Consider the following 17,229-nt stretch of genomic DNA (forward strand, 5'->3'; position numbering starts at 1 on the left):
CATATGCATGACCATCATCGCTACATGTCCGGCTTCGGCAACGAATTCGCCACCGAGGCGGTGCCCGGCGCGTTGCCGGTCGGGCAGAACTCGCCGCAGCGCGTGGCCCACGGCCTGTATGCCGAGCAGTTGTCGGGCACCGCGTTCACCGCGCCGCGCGGCGCCAACCGGCGCAGCTGGCTGTATCGCATCCGGCCGGCGGTGATGCACGGCGGCTTCGTCGCCTACGACCGTGCCGGCGCGTTCCACAACGACTTCCAGCGCGGTCCGGTGCCGCCGGACCAGTTGCGCTGGAGCCCGTTGCCGCTGCCGGAGACGCCGGTGGATTTCGTCGACGGCCTGTACACCATGGCCGGCAACGGCTCGGCCGAAGCGCAGCATGGCGTGGCGGTGCACCTGTATGCGGCCAATGCGTCGATGCAGGGTCGCTTCTTCTACAACGCCGATGCGGAAATGCTGTTGGTCCCGCAGCTCGGCCGACTGCGCCTGTGCACCGAACTTGGCACGCTGGAGGTCGCGCCGCAGGAGATCGCGGTGATCCCGCGCGGCGTGCGCTTCCGCGTGGAACTGCCGGACGGCCCCGCGCGCGGCTACGTGTGCGAGAACTTCGGCGGCCTGCTGCGGCTGCCGGACCTGGGGCCGATCGGTGCCAACGGCCTGGCCAACCCGCGCGACTTCCTGACCCCGGTGGCGGCCTACGAGGAAGACGAGGGCGCGTTCGAGCTGATCGCCAAGTTCCAGGGCCATCTGTGGCGCGCGCCGATCGGGCATTCGCCGCTGGACGTGGTCGCCTGGCACGGCAACTACGCGCCGTACAAGTACGACCTGCGCCGCTTCAACACCATCGGCTCGATCAGCTTCGATCATCCCGATCCCAGCATCTTCACCGTGCTGACCGCGCCCAGCGACACGCCCGGCACCGCCAACATGGATTTCGCGATCTTCCCGCCGCGCTGGCTGGTGGCGCAGCACACCTTCCGGCCGCCGTGGTTCCACCGCAACGTGGCCAGCGAGTTCATGGGCCTGGTGCACGGCGTCTACGACGCCAAGGCCGACGGCTTCGCTCCGGGCGGCGCGTCGCTGCACAACTGCATGAGCGGGCACGGCCCGGATGCGGCCACCTTCGACAAGGCCTCGCAGGCCGACCTGTCGCGGCCGGACGTCATCGCCGACACCATGGCCTTCATGTTCGAGACCCGTGCGGTGCTGCGCCCGACCGCACAGGCGCTGGACGCCGCGCATCGCCAGCGCGACTACCAGCAGTGCTGGCAGGGCCTGCGCCGGCACTTCCGCGCGCCCTGAGCGGGCGCAGCCGCGGCCGCGCCGCTCAGGCTGGTGCCGTGACTGCCGCCGTCACGCACGGCGGCGCTGCGCGTCAGGCGGCCTCCGCCGCGGCCGTCAGCGCGCCGTGCAGCGATGCCGGCAGGATCTCCAACACGCGCTCGCGGATGCGCTGCGCGTAGCGCTCGGAGGTCATCTCCGGCATGGTGCGCAGCGCCAGCGCGATCGCGCGCAGGGTGTCCTGCTCCTCGCGCGCGGCGCGCAACTGCTGCTGCAGGGCAGGCGAGGCCGGATGCCGCTGCAGTTGCAGCAGGTCCAGCAGATACATGCGTGCATTGAGCAGGGCGCGCCGCGGGTCGGCCGGTGGTGGGGGCGCGCTCGCGGCCACCGGTGCGGCGGCGACGCTGCGCCCGTCGTCCAGGTAGCCCTGCTCCAGCAGCCCCTGCACGATCGCATCGGCGCCGCGGCCGCCCAGCGTGGCCAGTTCCTCGACGCTGCGCTGGCCGTCGGCCAGGATCAGCACGCGTCGCTGGCGCATGTCCAGCGGCGCATCGTGCGATTGCAGTGCCGCAAGGGCGAGGGCGGTCTTGCGCGGGTGCATGGCGGCGGGGTCGGTAGGCGCGCAGCGTGGCGCAGCGCGGTGAAATGCCGATGACAGGGGCGATGCGTCGGCGTGTCGGTGCCTGCAGCCGCCTTGTCATCGGCGTGGTCGAACGCCTGGTTCGGGACGCTGTGCCGCGCCGCGCCGCGGCTGCGCGCAGCGTGTCGTCGCCGCCGCGCCGTGCAGCGCAAGCGCATGCACGCTAGCCTATGCGCTGGTCCAGTGAGGAAGTGCGATGAAGCCGATTCAACCAGGCGTGGCGGTGTTGCTGCTCGCGCTCGCCGCCTGCGACCGGCAGCCGCCCGCGCCGCCGGCCGCGCCTCCCGCACCGTCTGCGCCGGCGCAGGCGCCGACCCCGGCACCCGCCACGGCCGACGACGGCGCCTTGCCGCCCCCGGACATCGACCAGCCCGATAGCGACGTGCCGCCGGCACAGGCGCCGGCCTCGGCGCTGCCGCCGGAACTGGCCGCGGACGACCGGCAACTGGCACGCATCGACGGCTACGGCGACCTGCGCCTGGGCATGCCGGCGGCGCAGGCACGCGCCGCCTGGGGCGGCGAGCTCGACGGCCAGCCCAGCGCCGGCAGCAGCTGCTACGTGCTGCGTCCGCGCTGGGCCAAGGGCAACAACCGGTTCGGCCTGATGATCGAAGACGACAAGTTGGTGCGCTACGACGTGCGCACCCCCAAGGAGACCGCGCCCGGCGGCGGCAAGGTCGGCATGGACCTGGCGCAACTGCGCGCGCTGTACGCCGGTCGCGTGGAAGAGCAGCCGCACAAGTACGTGGAGGGCGCCAAGGTGCTGCGCGTGCGCGGCGAGTCCGGCCAGCCTGGCGTGCTGGTGTTCGAGACCGACGCAGCCGGCAAGGCCGTCGCCTGGCGCGTGGGCCTGCCGCCGCAGGTGGATTATGTGGAGGGATGTGGCTGAAGGGCCGGGATTGGGGATTGGGGATTAGGGATTCGCAAGAGCAGCTTTACCGAGCGCCTGAAGGACAAGGGCTTTACATCAGCCATCATGCTGCCTGCCTCCCGCTTTTACGAATCCCCAATCCCGACTCTCCAATCCCGGCGCAGCTCCCCAATCCCTAATGCCGAATCCCTGCCGCAGCAAGCTGCCGCCGCTCGCGCCGCCGCGCACGCCGGGCGTACCAGCGTTCGCGCAGGCAGGAGAAGATCACGTACAGCGCCGGGGTGCTGAGCAGGGTCAGGCTCTGCGAGATCAGCAGGCCGCCGATCATCGCGATGCCGAGCGGGCGGCGCAGCTCCGAGCCTTCGCCCAGGCCCACCGCCAGCGGCACCGCGGCCAGGATCGCCACCATCGTCGTCATCATGATCGGGCGGAAGCGCACGATGCAGGCTTCGCGCGCGGCCTCCAGCGGGGTCTTGCCGTGCTCGCGCTCGGCGACCAGGGCGAAGTCGATCATCATGATCGCGTTCTTCTTGACGATGCCGATCAGCAGCACCAGCGCGATCATCGAGATCACCGACAACTCGGTGCCGGTGACCCACAGCGCCAGCAGCGCGCCCATGCCGGCGGCCGGCAGGGTGGAGAGGATGGTCACCGGGTGCACCAGGCTCTCGTAGAGCATGCCCAGCACGATGTAGACCACCACGATCGCGGCCAGCACCAGCACCAGCATCGAGTTCGGCTGCAGCTGCACGCCGAAGCCGCCGCCGTCGGCGATGCGGATGTCGCCGGGCATGCGCAGCCCGGCCACGGTGGCGGCGATGATCGCGTCGCCCTCGCCGGTGCTGACGCCCGGCGCCAGGTTGTAGCTCAGGTCCATCGTCGTGTACTGGTTCATGTGCGTGATCTGCGACGGCGCCAGCCCCGGTACCTGGTGGGCGACCGCGGTCAGCGGGATCATCGTGCCGTTGCGCGTGGGCACGTAGATGCGGTCCAGTGCTGCCGGCGTGGCGGTCTGGTCCGGCAGCGCGTTGACCACCACGCTGTACTGGTTGAGGTCGGAGTAGATGGTGGAGATCTGGCGCTGGCCGAACGCGCCGTACAGCGCGCCGTCGATGGCGCCGATCGACACGCCCAGGCGCGCGGCCAGGGCGCGGTCGATGACGATGTTCTGGCGCAGGCCGGCGTTGTCCACGTCGGTGCCGACGTCGCGCAGCTTGGGGTTCTGCTTCAGCGCGGCCTGCAGCTTGGGCAGCCACTCCTGCAGCTGCGCGTTGTCGTTGCCCTGCAGCGAGACGCGGTACTGCGCGCCCTGGCTGGTGCCGCCGCCGCCGTCGCTGGGCAGGTCCTGGATCGCGCGCAGGCGCAGCTGCAGGTCGGGGTAGCGGTCGGCCTTGGCGCTGAGCCGTGCCAGCACCTCGGCCGTGGTGTCGGTGCGGCCTTCGTCGCGGCGCTTGAGTTCGATGTTGAAGCTGGCGCTGGAGCCCTGGCGGCTGCTGCCCAGGCGCGCACCGACGATCTTCACCGCCGGGTCGGACATCAGCATGTCGGTGATGCGGCGCTGGCGGTTGACCATGTCGGCGAAGGACACGGTGGCGCTGGAGGTGGCGCGGCCCCAGATCAGGCCGGTGTCCTGCGCCGGGAACGAGCCCTTCTTGACCGCGCCGGCCAGGAACACCGTGGCCGCGATCAGCAGCAGCGGGGTCAGCGCCAGCAGCAGCGCGTGGCGCAGCGAGAAGTCCAGGGCCACGGTGTACACGCGCAGCATGCGATCGTGCATGCGCTCCAGCCAGGCGCCGAAGCGGCCGGGTTGTTCCGGCTCGGCGTGCGCGGACAGGAAGCGGCTGCACAGCGCCGGGGTCAGCGTCAGCGAGACCACCGCCGAGACGCAGATCGCCGCGACCAGGGTGACGGTGAACTCGCGGAAGAACACCCCGATCATGCCGCTGGCGAACAGGATCGGGATGAACACCGCCACCAGCGAGGCGGTGATCGAGACGATGGTGAAGCCGATCTCGCGCGCGCCGGCCAGCGCCGCATCCAGCCGCGACATGCCCTCGTCGAGGTGGCGCATGATGTTCTCGATGACCACGATCGCATCGTCGACGACGAAGCCGATCGCGATCACCAGCGCCAGCAGGCTCAGGTTGTTGAGGGTGAAGCCCATGACGTACATCGCCAGTGCCGCGCCGGCCAGCGACAGCGGCACGGTGGCCGCGGCGATCAGCGTGGGCGCCAGCCGGCGCAGGAACAGCGCCATGGTCAGCACCACCATCGCCAGGCTGATCATCAGCGTGGCCTGCACTTCGTTGAGCGAGGCGCGGATGGTCGGGGTGCGGTCGAAGTACGCCGTCATCCTGGTGCCCGGCTGCAGGTAGGTGCGCAGCATCGGGATCTCGGCCTTGACCCGGTCCACCGTCTCCACGATGTTGGCGCCGGCGCGGGTGAACACGTACATCACCACCGCCGGCTTGCCGCCGAACCAGGCCGCCTGGTAGGCGTCCTGCTGGCCGTCGTAGACGTTGGCGATGTCGCGCAGGCGTACCGCGCGGCCCTGCTGCTGGCTGATCACCACCTGGCCGAAGTCGGCGGCCTTGGCCACCGCGTCGTTGGCGACGATGGCGGTGGTGGTGGCGCCGTCGCTGAGGAAGCCGGTGGGCGAGGTGACGTTCGCCGCGCGCACCGCGTTGCGCAGGTCGTCCGGGGTCAGGCCCATGGCGTTGAGCGCGCGCAGGTTCACGTCCACCCGCACCGCCGGCGTGGAGGCGCCGCCGATGTCCACCGAGGCCACGCCGGTGATCTGGCGCAGGCGCTGCGCGAGCAGCGAATCGGCGACGTTGTACAGCTCGTCGGCCGACTGCGTGTCCGAGGTCAGGGCGATGGCGATGACCGGGTCGTCGTTGGGATTGGCCTTCTGGTAACGCGGGGTGGCCAGGCCGGAGGGCAGGTCGGCCTGCGCGGCGTTGATCGCGGTCTGCACGTCCTGCGCCGCCGAATCGATGTTGCGGCTGCTCTGGAACACCATGAACACCTGGCTGTTCCCCTCCGAACTGGAGGAGCGCATGGTGTCGATGCCGGGCACCTGGCCCAGGTGCCGCTCCAGCGGCGCGGTGACCGTGGCGGCCATGGTCGAGGCATCGGCGCCGGCCTGGCTGGCCTGCACGAAGATCACCGGGATCGAGATGTTCGGCAGCGCCGCCACGCCCAGGCGCAGGTAGCACATCATGCCGATCACGAACAGGCCGATGGCCAGCAGCGCGGTGCCGATGGGGCGGCGGATGAAGGGCGCGGAGATGTTCATGGGGCCGGGACCAGGAGAGCCGGGACCCGGGACTCGGGACCCGGGTCCCGTGCGAATTGGTCGCTTTGTTGTTCAGTGGCAAGCGCGGAGGCATCGTTGTTTTGCGGGCGTGCGCGGAGCCCGCTTTGCGGGTCCCGGGTCCCGGGTCCCGAGTCCCGGCTTCTCAACCCCCTCATGCCGGCCGCTCCATCGACACCCGCGCCGCACGCCGCTCGCGCCAGGCACGCACGCGCTCGGAAGCGCGTTCCATGTACAGGTAGATCACCGGCGTGGTGTACAGGGTGACCAGTTGCGACAGCAGCAGGCCGCCGACGATGGAGATGCCCAGCGGGCGGCGCAGTTCCGAGCCGATGCCGTCGCCCAGCGCCAGCGGCAGTGCGCCCAGCATCGCCGCGGCGGTGGTCATCATGATCGGGCGGAACCGCAGCAGGCAGGCGCGGCGGATCGCGTCGTGGGCGTTGGCGCCCTCGCGGCGCGCGTCGATCGCGAAGTCGATCATCATGATCGCGTTCTTCTTGACGATGCCGATCAGCAGCACGATGCCGACGATGCCGTCCACCGACAGGCTCAGCCCGCACAGCATCAGCGCCAGCAGCGCGCCGACGCCGGCCGGCGGCAGCGTGGAGATGATCGTCAGCGGGTGGATGTAGCTCTCGTAGAGCACGCCCAGCACGATGTAGATCAGCACCACCGAGGCCAGCAGCAGCCACACCACGTCGGTCTGGCTGCCGGTGAACTCGGCGGCCTTGCCGATGAACTCGGCATGCAGCTGCGGCGGCAGCTGCAACTGCGCGCGTGTTTCCTCGATCGCCGCCACCGCCTGCGACAGCGAATAGCCCTGCGCCAGGTTGAACGACACGGTGACCGCCGGCAGCTGCTGCTGGTGGCTGACCACCAGCGGCGTGGTCGACTGCTTGGCCTCGGCCACCGCCGCCAGCGGCACGGTGCCGCCGCTGCCGACGGTGATGCCGGTGTTCTGCGCGCCGATGCCGGTGGCGGTGGAGGAGTTGCTGGAAGTGGTCTGGCCGAAGCTGGTGGCGTTGCTGGCGGTCAGCGCGCCGCTGCCGTTGCTGGCCACCGCCAGCTGGTTGAGCAGCGCGGTGCTGGTGCGGAACTCCGGCGCCACTTCCAGCACCACGCGGTACTGATTGAGCTGGGTGAAGATGGTGGAGATCTGGCGCTGGCCGAAGGCGTCGTACAGCGTGTCGTCGATGGTCTGCATCGGCACGCCGAGGGTGCTGGCCTTCTCGCGGTCCACGTGCAGTTCCAGCGCACGGCCCTGGTTGGCCAGGTTGTTGTCCACGTCGGCCAGTTCCGGGCGCTTGCGCAGCGCCTCGGTCAGGCGCGTGGCCTGGGTGGCCAGCTCGGCGCTGTCCACGTCCGAGAGCGAGTACTGGTACTCGGTGGCGGCCACGCGGGTGTCCAGGGTCACGTCCTGCACCGGCTTCAGGTACAGGGCGACGCCGGGCAGCCCGGCCACCGCCTTCTGCAGCCGCGGCAGCAGGTCTTCCAGGCTGTCGCGGTCGCTGCGCGGCTTCAGCACGATGCTGAGCTGGCCCTGGTTGAGGGTGGGGTTCATCGAGCCGGCGCCGATGAAGGCGGCCACGCCGGTCACCGCCGGGTCGCGCCGCAGCGCCTCGGCCACCGCCTGGGTGCGCTGCTCCATCTGCGGGAACGCCACGTTCTGGTCGGCCTGGACCACGCCGGTGATCAGCCCGGTGTCCTGCTCGGGCAGCAGACCCTTGGGGATCACCACGTACAGCAGCACGGTCAGCACCATCGTCGCCAGCGCCACCAGCAGGGTCAGTTTCTGGTGGCCCAGCACCCAGTCCAGGCTGCGCTCGTACACGCCGACGGTGCGCGACCACAGCGTGGTCTTGCCGGCCGCCGCGGTGCGCTCGTGCGCATCCTCGCCCTCGGGCAGGGCGTCGGGCTTGAGCAGGTAGGCGCACATCATCGGCGTGAGCGTCAGCGACACCAGCATCGAGATCACCACCGCGATGCTCAGCACCCAGGCGAACTCGTGGAACAGGCGGCCGGTGACGCCGGGCATCAGGATCAGCGGCAGGAACACCGCCACCAGCGACACGGTCAGCGACAGCACGGTGAAGCCGATCTGGCGCGCGCCGATCTCCGCCGCCTCGCGGCCGCTCTTGCCCTGTTCGATGTAGCGCACGATGTTCTCGATCATCACGATCGCATCGTCGACCACGAAGCCGGTGGCCACCACCAGCGCCATCAGCGACAGGTTGTCCAGCGACATGCCGGCGAAGGCCATTACCGCGAAGGTGCCGGCCAGCGACAGCGGCACCGCCACCGACGGGATCACCGTGGCCCACAGCCGGCGCAGGAACACGAAGATCACCGCCACCACCAGGCCGATGGTCAGGATCAGGGTGAACTTGACCTCGTGCACCGAGGCGCGGATGGTCTCGGTGCGGTCGGAGAACACGTCCAGGTGCACGCCTGCCGGCAGCACGCCCTGCAACTGCGGCAGGATCGCGCGGATCTGCTCCACCGTCTGCACGATGTTGGCGCCGGGCTGGCGGCGCACTTCCAGCAGCACCGCCGGCTTGCCGTCGGCCCAGGCGGCGAGCTGGTCGTTCTCCACCCCGTCCACCACCTTGGCCACGTCCGACAGCCGCACCGGCGCGCCGTTGCGGTAGCTGATCACGGTGTCGCGGTACTCGGCGGCGCTGGACAGCTGGTCGTTGGTGCCGATGCTGTAGGACTGGGTCTTGCCGTTGAGCGAACCCTTCGGTGCGTTGACGTTGGTCTGGGTCAGCGCGCTGCGCAGCGCCTCCAGGGTCAGGCCCATGTTCGACAGCTGCGCCGGATTGACCTGGATGCGCACCGCCGGGCGCACGTTGCCGGCGATCGACACCAGGCCCACGCCCGGGACCTGCGACAGGCGCTGGGCCAGGATCGAGTCGGCGTAGTTGTTGACCTCGCGCAGCGGCAGCGTGTCGGAGCTGAGCTTGAGGGTGAGGATCGCCGCGTCGGCCGGGTTCACCCGGTTGTAGACCGGCTGGTAGGGCAGCGAGGAGGGCAGGGTGGACTGGCGGATCGCCGCCTGCACGTCCTGCGCGGCGATGTCGATGTCGCGGTCCATCGCGAACTGCAGCACGATCGTGGACAGGCCGGCCGACGAGTCGGAGGTCATCATCTGCAGCCCGGAGATCTGCCCGAGCTGGCGCTCCAGCGGCGTGGTCACCAGCGAGGCCATGGTGCTGGCGTTGGCGCCGGGATACTGCGTGGTCACCACCAGGCTGGGCGCGTCGATTTCCGGCAGCGCCGACACCGGCAGCTGCCGGTAGCCGAGGATGCCGAGCAGCAGCACGCCTGCCATCAGCAAGGTGGTGGCGATCGGGCGGCGGATGAAGATCGTCGAAAAGCCCACGGGGAAGATCCTTGCTGGTGAGAGTCCGGCGCGGCCAGGCCGGCGCCGGGAAAGACGGCGGAATCAGCGGGGGCCGTGGCCCCGTGCCGCGATCGCGACGCCGGGCGGGAACGCCGCCGCCTGCGCGCGATCCGGCCGACGCCTGCCACGCAGGCGCGGCAGGGCCGTTGCCGCAACGCGCCGCGTGCGCGGCACGCTCAGCGCGGCCCGCCGCCGCGGCGTCCGCCGCCGCGCTGCTGCTGCTTGCCCTCGGCCGCCTTCAGTTCGGCCTCGGTCGGCTCCGGCGGCGCCTCGCCCGGCTTCAGCGCGTTCACCTTGGTGCCGGGCTTGAGCCGGAACTGGCCTTCGGTGACCACCCGCTCACCGGCCTTCAGGCCTTCGGTCAGCTGCACGTGGCTGTCGCCCACTTCCGCGCCCTGCTTGACCGTCTGCATCTTGACCGTGTTGTCGGCCTGCACCACGTACACGTAGTCGCCGTTGGGGCCGCGCTGCACCGCCTGGGTCGGGACCACCACGCCGTCGGCCACGGTGCGCAGGGTCAGGCGCACGTTGACGAACTGGCCCGGCCACAGCGCACGGTCCTCGTTCGGGAACACCGCGCGGACCTTGAAGGTGCCGGTGTCGGCGCTGATCTGGTTGTCGATCACGTCGACCTGGCCGTCGCTGGCGATCGGATGCGCGTCGGTGCGGTCCAGCGCGGTCACCGGCAGCGGCGCGGCCGCCTGCGCCTGGCGCACGTCCTGCAGCTGGATCTCGGGCAGGTTGAAGGTCACGTAGATCGGGTGCACCTGGGTGATGGTGACGATGGTGCTGCTGGTGCTGACGATGTTGCCCACGTCCACGCCGCGGATGCCGGCGATGCCGTCGCTGGGGGCGAGGATGCGGGTGTACTGCAGCTGCACCTGCGCCGCACGCATCTGCGCGTCGTTGGCGGCGACCGCCGCTTCGTACTGCGCCACCTGGTTACGCTGGGTGTCCAGGTCGGTCTTGGCCACGTACTGGCGGTAGGCCGGCGAGTCGGAGCGCTGGAAAGTGGAACGCGCGGTGGCCAGCAGCGCCTGGTTCTGGCGCTTGCTCGCCGCGGCCTGGTCGTAGCTGGCCTGCAGCGAGCGCGGGTCGATCTGCGCCAGCAGTTCGCCCTTCTTCACTTCCTGGCCTTCGCGGAAATTCAGGCTCATCAGCTGGCCGCCGACCTGCGGGCTGACGGTGACGGTGCTCAGCGCGGTCACCGTGCCGGTGGCGGTGGCGTAGATCGGCACCGCCTGGTGGGTGGCGGCGACGACCGTCACCGGGACCGGCGTGTTGTCGCTGTCGTCGCCCATGCCGTCGCCGGGGCCGCCGCCCTTGTGATGCCCGCCGCGCATGACACGCATGCCCACCACCACCACGGCCACCGCTGCGAGGATCAGCAGCGCAATCTTCCAGAAACGCGACATCCGGGGAAACTCCTGTGGCGAGGCGGGGTGGAGGGCCCTCCCGCAGTGGCTGGTGACGAGCGAGAAAGCATATCGCCGGCGCGTTGCGATTGGACCATGACTGAAGGGACAGACCCCGCGGGCGGGCAAGGCCGGTCGTCCGCTCTCGCAACGCGCAGGCGGCGCATCGGTTGACACGGATTCGCAAGGGTTTTTTGTCCGCAGCGGGATCCGTGGCCGCCCCTCGCCGGCGGCCGATGCACTACAGTGACTGAACGCCCGTTGCGTCCCGATCTGGAGCCTTGCCATGCCGCGCCTGTCCCGCCTGCTGTCCGCGATGCTGTTCGCCGTCCCCGCCCTGGCCTGGGCGCAGAGCGCCGAGCGCCCGGAAGTGACGGCCGCCGCGGCCAAGCTGCAGGCCAAGGTGGTGGAGTGGCGGCGCGACTTCCACCAGCACCCGGAGCTGTCCAACCGCGAGGAGCGCACCGCCGCCAAGGTCGCCGAACGGCTGCGCGCGCTGGGCCTGAAGCCGCAGACCGGCATCGCCCACCACGGCGTGGTGGCGATCGTCAAAGGCGCGCTGCCGGGGCCGAAGATCGCCCTGCGCGCGGACATGGACGCGCTGCCGGTGACCGAGCAGACCGGCCTGCCGTTCGCCTCCAAGGCCACCAGCGAGTACCGCGGCGAGACCGTGGGGGTGATGCACGCCTGTGGCCACGACGCGCACACCGCGATCCTGCTCGGCGTGGCCGAGGCCCTGGTGGCGATGCGCGCGCAGTTGCCGGGCGAGGTCATGCTGGTGTTCCAGCCGTCGGAGGAGGGCGCGCCGGGCAACGAGGAGGGCGGCGCCTCGCTGATGCTCAAGGAAGGCCTGTTCCGCGACTTCAAGCCGCAGGCGATGTTCGGCCTGCACGTGTTCTCCAGCGTCCAGGCCGGCAAGATCGCGGTGCGCGGCGGCCCGCTGATGGCCGCCTCGGACCGTTTCAGCATCAAGGTGATCGGCCGCCAGACCCACGGCTCGGCGCCGTGGAACGGCATCGACCCGATCGTGACCAGCGCCGACCTGATCGGCGCGGCGCAGACGGTGATCAGCCGCCGCGCCAACCTGTCCAGGCAGCCGGCGGTGCTCAGCTTCGGCGCGATCAAGGGCGGCATCCGCTACAACATCATCCCCGACGACGTGGAGATGGTCGGCACCATCCGCACCTTCGACGAGGGCATGCGCCAGCAGATCTTCGCCGACCTCAGGACCGTGGCCGAGCACACCGCCGCCGCGCACGGCGCCAAGGCCGAGGCGCATGTGCCCGACCAGGACGGCAACCCGGCCACGGTCAACGACCCGGCGCTGACCGCGCGCATGCTGCCCAGCCTGCAGGCGGTGGTCGGCGCCGGCAACGTCTACGAACCGCCGCTGCAGATGGGCGCGGAGGATTTCTCGTTCTACGCGCAGCAGGTGCCGTCGATGTTCTTCTTCGTCGGCGCCACCGCGCCCGGCATCGACCCGGCGACCGCGCCCAGCAACCACTCGCCGCAGTTCCTGCTCGACGAGACCGCCCTGGACGTCGGCCTGCGGGCCATGCTGCAGGTGACGCTGGATTACTTGAAGCAGTGATTGGGGAGTCGGGATTGGGGATTCGTAAGAGCATGGGCGCGGCGGCGTAGGGGGAATCGCCTTAGGTCCTACTCCGATGGTCGTTTGTAGGAGCGGCTTCAGCCGCGACAGGCATGACCGGGAAGGCCATCGCGGCTGAAGCCGCTCCTACAACAGCGGCGCTAGATCGCTCCTGTAGGAGCGGCTTCAGCCGCGACGCGCGAAGCACAGAATCGACGCAATGACGTCGACGCACGCAAGCCCGTTTTTGCTCCTGCCACTCCCGAATCCCCACTCCCGAATCCCAGCCCCATACACCTCCCAGCCAGAACGCGCCCGCTACACTGCACGGCATGAACACCCCCCAGGATTCCAGTCTCGGCCGCGAGGTCGCCTACCCGTCGCAGTACGATCCCGCGCTGCTGTTTCCCATCCCGCGCGCTGCGGCGCGCACCGAGATCGGTCTCGACCCCGCGGCGCTGCCGTTCTTCGGCGTGGATCGCTGGCACGCCTACGAACTGAGCTGGCTCGATGCGCAGGGCAAGCCCTGTGTCGCCACCGCGACCCTGCAGGTGCCGTGCGCCTCGCCCAATCTGATCGAATCCAAATCGCTCAAGCTCTATCTCAACTCGCTCAACGCGATGCGCTTCAACAGCGCCGAAGCGCTGCGCAGTTGCATCGTCACGGATCTGTCGGCGCGCGCCGGCGCCGACGTGGCGATGGAATTCGGCCTGCCGCCGATGGACACGCTGGGCGAGGGCGAGTCGCTCGACGCGCTGGACATCGCCATCGACTGCTACGGTCCGCCGCGTCCGGACTTCCTGTCCGCTGCCGATGGCGACGTGGTCGAGGAAACCCTCACCAGCGCCTTGCTCAAGTCCAACTGCCCGGTCACCGGCCAGCCAGACTGGGCCTCGCTGCATGTGCGCTACCGCGGCGGCCGCATCGACCGCGAAGGCCTGCTGCGCTACCTGATCAGTTTCCGCGAGCATGCCGGCTTCCACGAGCAGTGCGTCGAGCGCATCTTCCATGACCTGATGACCCGCTGCCGTCCGCAGTCGCTGCAGGTGGAGGCGCGCTACACCCGCCGCGGCGGGCTGGACATCAATCCCTGGCGCGCCACCGCGGACGTGGCCGAGCCGCTGAGCTTCCTTCGCGATCTGCGTCAGTAGGGCAGCGTTGACACCGCGATTGCGCCATCGGCCGCGACGAGCGGAAGCGTCGATACGTTCGACCGTACTGCAGTCGGGACTGGAGTCCCTCCCACACGAGCGCCGGAAGCGCAGCGCGGCCGTCGACACCCGTACGGCAGGCCGGGGTTCTCGCAATGGTCGCCTGGACGACGCGCCCACGCTGCAATGGTGCCGCGCGCGCTTTGCGGGCGATTGCAGCGTGCCGGCGATCCCGCTGTCATGCACGGTCCCGATCGTTCAACCGACACATCTCGCCGCGTTGGCATGCGCGCGGCGCGCCTGAACCGCAGCCGCGCGGTTCACGGCCGCGCGATCCTTTTTTAACAAATCCTGTGACACCGTGGCCGCGTCCCATCACGCAGGAAGCCACGCGATGAACAGTGACAAGCGCGCCGATTTCTCGGCGGTCACCGCCAAGGTGGACACCACCGCCGACGTCGTACAGAAGGCGGATTTTTCCGCCGTGCAGAGCAAGGTCGACAGCACCGCCGAGCAGGTGCAGCAGGTGTACGTGGTCAAGCCTGGCGATTCGTTGTCCAAGATCGCCAAGCTGCATTACGGCGACGGCAACGCCTGGACGCGCATCTTCGAGGCCAACCGCGATGTGCTGGCCGACCCCGACAAGATCTACCCCGGCCAGACGCTCAAGCTGCCGGCCGGCGCCTGAGGCGTCGCCACCACCACCTTTCGTTATTCCGACAGGAGTCCCCACGATGAAGACCCGCTCGATCTCCACGTTTTCGCCCTTGATGATCGCCCTGGTCGGCGCGTTGGCGCTGGCCGGCTGCAAGAAGCAGGAGCAGCAACAGACCGTGTCGCCCGATCCCACCTCGTCCGCGCCGACCGAGCAGATACCGGGTCCGGCCGCGGCACCGTCGGAGCAGCCGGCGCCGGCCGCCGCAGGCGCCAACGCGGTGAACGTCGCCGCGGTCGCTGTCGGCAATACTGCCGCCGCGGACAAGTCCGTTGCGCCGCTGACCACGCTCGCCAGCAAGGACAAGATCATCGTCTCGGTGAAGACCGAGGGCTCGGCGACCAATGCCAACGTCGGCGCCAAGCTGGTGTTCCAGGACGGCCAGGCCGCCGGTGAGCGCACCGAGACGCTCAATACCAGTGGCGCCGACACCACCAACTTCGAGTTCACCAACCCCAAGGGCTGGCCGGCTGGCCAGTACAAGGCCGAGGTCACCGTGAACGGCCAGGCGGCGGGCACGCCTCAGACGTTCGAGGTGAAGTGATCCAGGGCTAAGGCCCGATCACGGGTCGCACGCGCCGCCTCTCTCCCGGCACGTGCGACACGCTGGCGCAGCCGCGAGGCTGCGCCTTTTTTTTGCGTGGCCCGATGCTCCGGCAGCACGGCCAACGCGGTGGATCAAGAAGGTGTGGGGGACTGCAGGGCGCTCCCATGCCCCGGAAACCCGTAGGAGCGGCTTCAGCCGCGACCGGTCTTACCGGGAACGCCCGTCGCGGCTGAAGCCGCTCCTACGACAGAAGCGCATGCTGCATCCGGCGGTCAGCGGCGCCCTTCCATCCCGACGCACGTCCTGGGCGATGCCCTGCCGTCCACTCGGCGGCGTCTGCGCGCACTACCATTGGCCAGTACCGCCCGTGCGCGCAGCCGCACACGGCGATCACTACGGCGCGTGCAGATCCAGCATGCGCCCGCCCGCCACCACCTGCCGCAGGCGCAGGTCGCTGTCCAGCACCACCAGGTCGGCGCGGGCGTCGGGGGCGATGCGGCCGCGGTCGCCCAGGCCCAGGTAGTCGGCCGGGAAGGTGGACACGCGCTGCGCGGCATCGGCCAGCTCCAGACCCACCTGCACCAGGTTGCGCAACGCCTGGTCCATGGTCAGTGCGCTGCCGGCCAGCGAGCCGCTGGCCAGGCGCACGCAGCCGCCGCACTTGTGCACGCGCTGCTCGCCCAGTGCGTATTCGCCGTCGGGCATGCCGGTGGCGGCGGTGGCGTCGGTCACCGCGTACAGGCGCGGGATCGCGCGCGCGGCAAGGCGAATCACGCCGGGATGCACATGCTGCAGGTCGGGAATCAGTTCGGCGTACTGCGCATGCGCCAGCGCCGCGGCGGCGATGCCGGGGCGGTAGTGGTCCACGCCGGTCATGCCGTTGAACAGGTGGGTGAAGCCGGCCGCGCCGGCCTGCAGCGCCGCCACGCCGTCCTCGTAGCTGCCGGCGCTGTGGCCGAGCTGCACGCGGATGCCCAGTGCGGTCAGCGCCGGAATCAGCGCGGTGTGCGCGCCGATCTCCGGCGCCAGGGTCAGTACCCGGATCGGCGCCAGCGCCTGCCACTGCTGGACCAGGGCGAGGCTGGCCTCGATCGTGCGGTCGGGCTGCGCGCCCAGCCGCTGCGGGCTGATGAAGGGGCCTTCCAGGTGCACGCCGGCGATGCAGGCCGCGTCGGCATCGGGCGCGGCCATGGCCGCGGCGACGCCGCGCAGTGCGTGCGCGATCTCCTCGACGCCGGCGGTCATGGTGGTCGCCAGCAGGGTGGTGGTGCCGAAGCGCAGGTGGGTGCGGGCGATGCGCCGCGCCGCGTCGCCGCCCTGCATCAGGTCCACGCCGGAGGCGCCGTGCACATGCAGGTCGACGAAGCCCGGCAGGATCAGCGGCAATTGCGGATCGTCGCCGCCGCTGTGGTCGTCCACCTGCAGCCGGCGCACGTGGCTGTCGAAGTGGACGTGGCCGCAGCGCCAGCCCAGCGGGGTGAGCAGGCGGCCGTGCAGGGAACGTGTGTCGGTCATGGTGCGGGCTCGGCGATGATCACCTCGATGCCCAGCCGCTGCAGCCCCTCGCGGGTGGCCTCGTCGATGCCGGCGTCGGTGATGATGGCGTGGATCTGGTCCAGGCGGGCGATGCGGTGCAGGCTGACCCGGCCGAACTTGGAGGCGTCGGTCAGCACCACGATGCGCCGCGCGCGCTCGACCATGCGGTGGTTGAGCCGCGCTTCGGCCTCGTCGTGGGTGGTCAGGCCGAACTGCAGGTCCAGGCCGTCCACGCCCAGGAACAGCGTGTCGAAGCCGTAGGCGTTGAGGCTGGCCTCGGCCTGGCTGCCCTGCAGCGACAGCGATTGCTGGCGCAGCTGGCCGCCGGTGAGCAGCACATTGATGCCGGGCGCGTTGGCCAGTTCCCAGGCGATGTTGAGGCCGTTGGTCATCACTGTGACGTCGCGGTGCGCGCGCAGGTGCCGGGCCAGGGTCATCGTGGTCGAACCGGAGTCGATGATGATGTTGGCGCCGGGCTGCACCATGCGCGCCGCGCAGGCGCCGATCGATTCCTTCAGCGGCAGGTTCAGCGCGTCCTTTTCATGGATGTCCTGCTCCTGCGGCGGCGTGCGCACCAGCGTGGCGCCGCCGTGGGTGCGGGTGGCCAGGCCCTGCGCCTCGAAATGGTTGAGATCGGCGCGAATGGTCACCGCCGACACGTCGAAGCGTTCGACCAGATCGGCAACCTGCACCGTGCCGTGTTCGAGCAGCGACTGCAGGATCTGCTGGCGGCGGGAGCGGGTGTTGCGCATGGCCATTCTCG

At 70.1% G+C, this 17,229-nt stretch carries 12 protein-coding genes; 6 read left to right on the plus strand and 6 right to left on the minus strand.

The window, feature by feature from the left end; genetic code table 11:
• The first annotated feature begins 3 nt into the window (after positions 1–3).
• Positions 4–1,302 carry a homogentisate 1,2-dioxygenase gene (gene hmgA, locus AC1PMG_RS03070; RefSeq protein WP_481110617.1) on the plus strand — a complete coding sequence of 433 codons (1,299 nt, stop codon included), beginning with the start codon at positions 4–6 and terminating at the stop codon, positions 1,300–1,302.
• Positions 1,303–1,375: 73 nt separating this feature from the next.
• On the opposite strand, the gene AC1PMG_RS03075 is transcribed toward hmgA, so the two are convergent.
• A complete protein-coding gene (locus AC1PMG_RS03075) occupies positions 1,376–1,882 on the minus strand; it encodes a hypothetical protein (RefSeq protein WP_481110618.1) in 507 nt (168 codons plus the stop codon).
• Between the two features lie 235 nt (positions 1,883–2,117).
• Here AC1PMG_RS03075 and AC1PMG_RS03080 point away from each other — a divergent pair, with 235 nt between their 5' ends.
• Positions 2,118–2,810, plus strand: coding sequence for a lectin (locus tag AC1PMG_RS03080; protein ID WP_481110619.1), 693 nt, complete (start codon positions 2,118–2,120; stop codon positions 2,808–2,810).
• Positions 2,811–2,967: 157 nt separating this feature from the next.
• Here AC1PMG_RS03080 and AC1PMG_RS03085 read toward each other — a convergent pair whose 3' ends face one another.
• From AC1PMG_RS03085 to AC1PMG_RS03095, 3 genes are all read right to left on the minus strand, one after another.
• Positions 2,968–6,090, minus strand: coding sequence for an efflux RND transporter permease subunit (locus AC1PMG_RS03085; RefSeq protein WP_481110620.1), 3,123 nt, complete (start codon positions 6,088–6,090; stop codon positions 2,968–2,970).
• A gap of 172 nt (positions 6,091–6,262) precedes the next feature.
• The gene (locus AC1PMG_RS03090) at positions 6,263–9,490 is read right to left on the minus strand and encodes an efflux RND transporter permease subunit (protein WP_481110621.1); all 3,228 of its coding nucleotides are present in this window, start codon (positions 9,488–9,490) and stop codon (positions 6,263–6,265) included.
• 197 nt (positions 9,491–9,687) lie between these two features.
• Complete coding sequence (locus tag AC1PMG_RS03095; protein WP_481110622.1) at positions 9,688–10,926, minus strand: efflux RND transporter periplasmic adaptor subunit; 1,239 nt, start codon at positions 10,924–10,926, stop codon at positions 9,688–9,690.
• A 286-nt stretch (positions 10,927–11,212) separates the two neighbouring features.
• Between AC1PMG_RS03095 and AC1PMG_RS03100 the strand changes: the two genes are divergently transcribed.
• From AC1PMG_RS03100 to AC1PMG_RS03115, 4 genes are all read left to right on the plus strand, one after another.
• Positions 11,213–12,517, plus strand: a complete 1,305-nt coding sequence (locus tag AC1PMG_RS03100) for a M20 family metallopeptidase (RefSeq protein WP_481110623.1) — start codon at positions 11,213–11,215, stop codon at positions 12,515–12,517.
• Positions 12,518–12,849: 332 nt separating this feature from the next.
• Positions 12,850–13,668, plus strand: coding sequence for an NADPH-dependent 7-cyano-7-deazaguanine reductase QueF (queF, locus tag AC1PMG_RS03105; protein WP_481110624.1), 819 nt, complete (start codon positions 12,850–12,852; stop codon positions 13,666–13,668).
• 394 nt (positions 13,669–14,062) lie between these two features.
• Positions 14,063–14,356: a LysM peptidoglycan-binding domain-containing protein gene (locus tag AC1PMG_RS03110; protein WP_017911040.1), complete on the plus strand. Its 294-nt coding sequence runs from the start codon at positions 14,063–14,065 to the stop codon at positions 14,354–14,356.
• A 46-nt stretch (positions 14,357–14,402) separates the two neighbouring features.
• Positions 14,403–14,927 (plus strand): hypothetical protein, encoded by a 525-nt coding sequence (locus tag AC1PMG_RS03115; RefSeq protein WP_481110625.1) that lies wholly within the window; start codon positions 14,403–14,405, stop codon positions 14,925–14,927.
• 396 nt (positions 14,928–15,323) lie between these two features.
• On the opposite strand, the gene AC1PMG_RS03120 is transcribed toward AC1PMG_RS03115, so the two are convergent.
• Both AC1PMG_RS03120 and AC1PMG_RS03125 read right to left on the minus strand, forming a co-directional pair.
• Positions 15,324–16,445, minus strand: a complete 1,122-nt coding sequence (locus AC1PMG_RS03120; protein WP_481110626.1) for an N-acetylglucosamine-6-phosphate deacetylase — start codon at positions 16,443–16,445, stop codon at positions 15,324–15,326.
• On the minus strand, positions 16,442–17,218 hold the full coding sequence (locus AC1PMG_RS03125; RefSeq protein ID WP_150410263.1) for a DeoR family transcriptional regulator: 777 nt from the start codon (positions 17,216–17,218) through the stop codon (positions 16,442–16,444). Before AC1PMG_RS03125 ends, AC1PMG_RS03120 begins: the two co-directional genes overlap by 4 nt.
• Between the last annotated feature and the right edge of the window lie 11 nt (positions 17,219–17,229).

It is taken from the genome of Xanthomonas sp. NCPPB 2250, assembly GCF_056725265.1.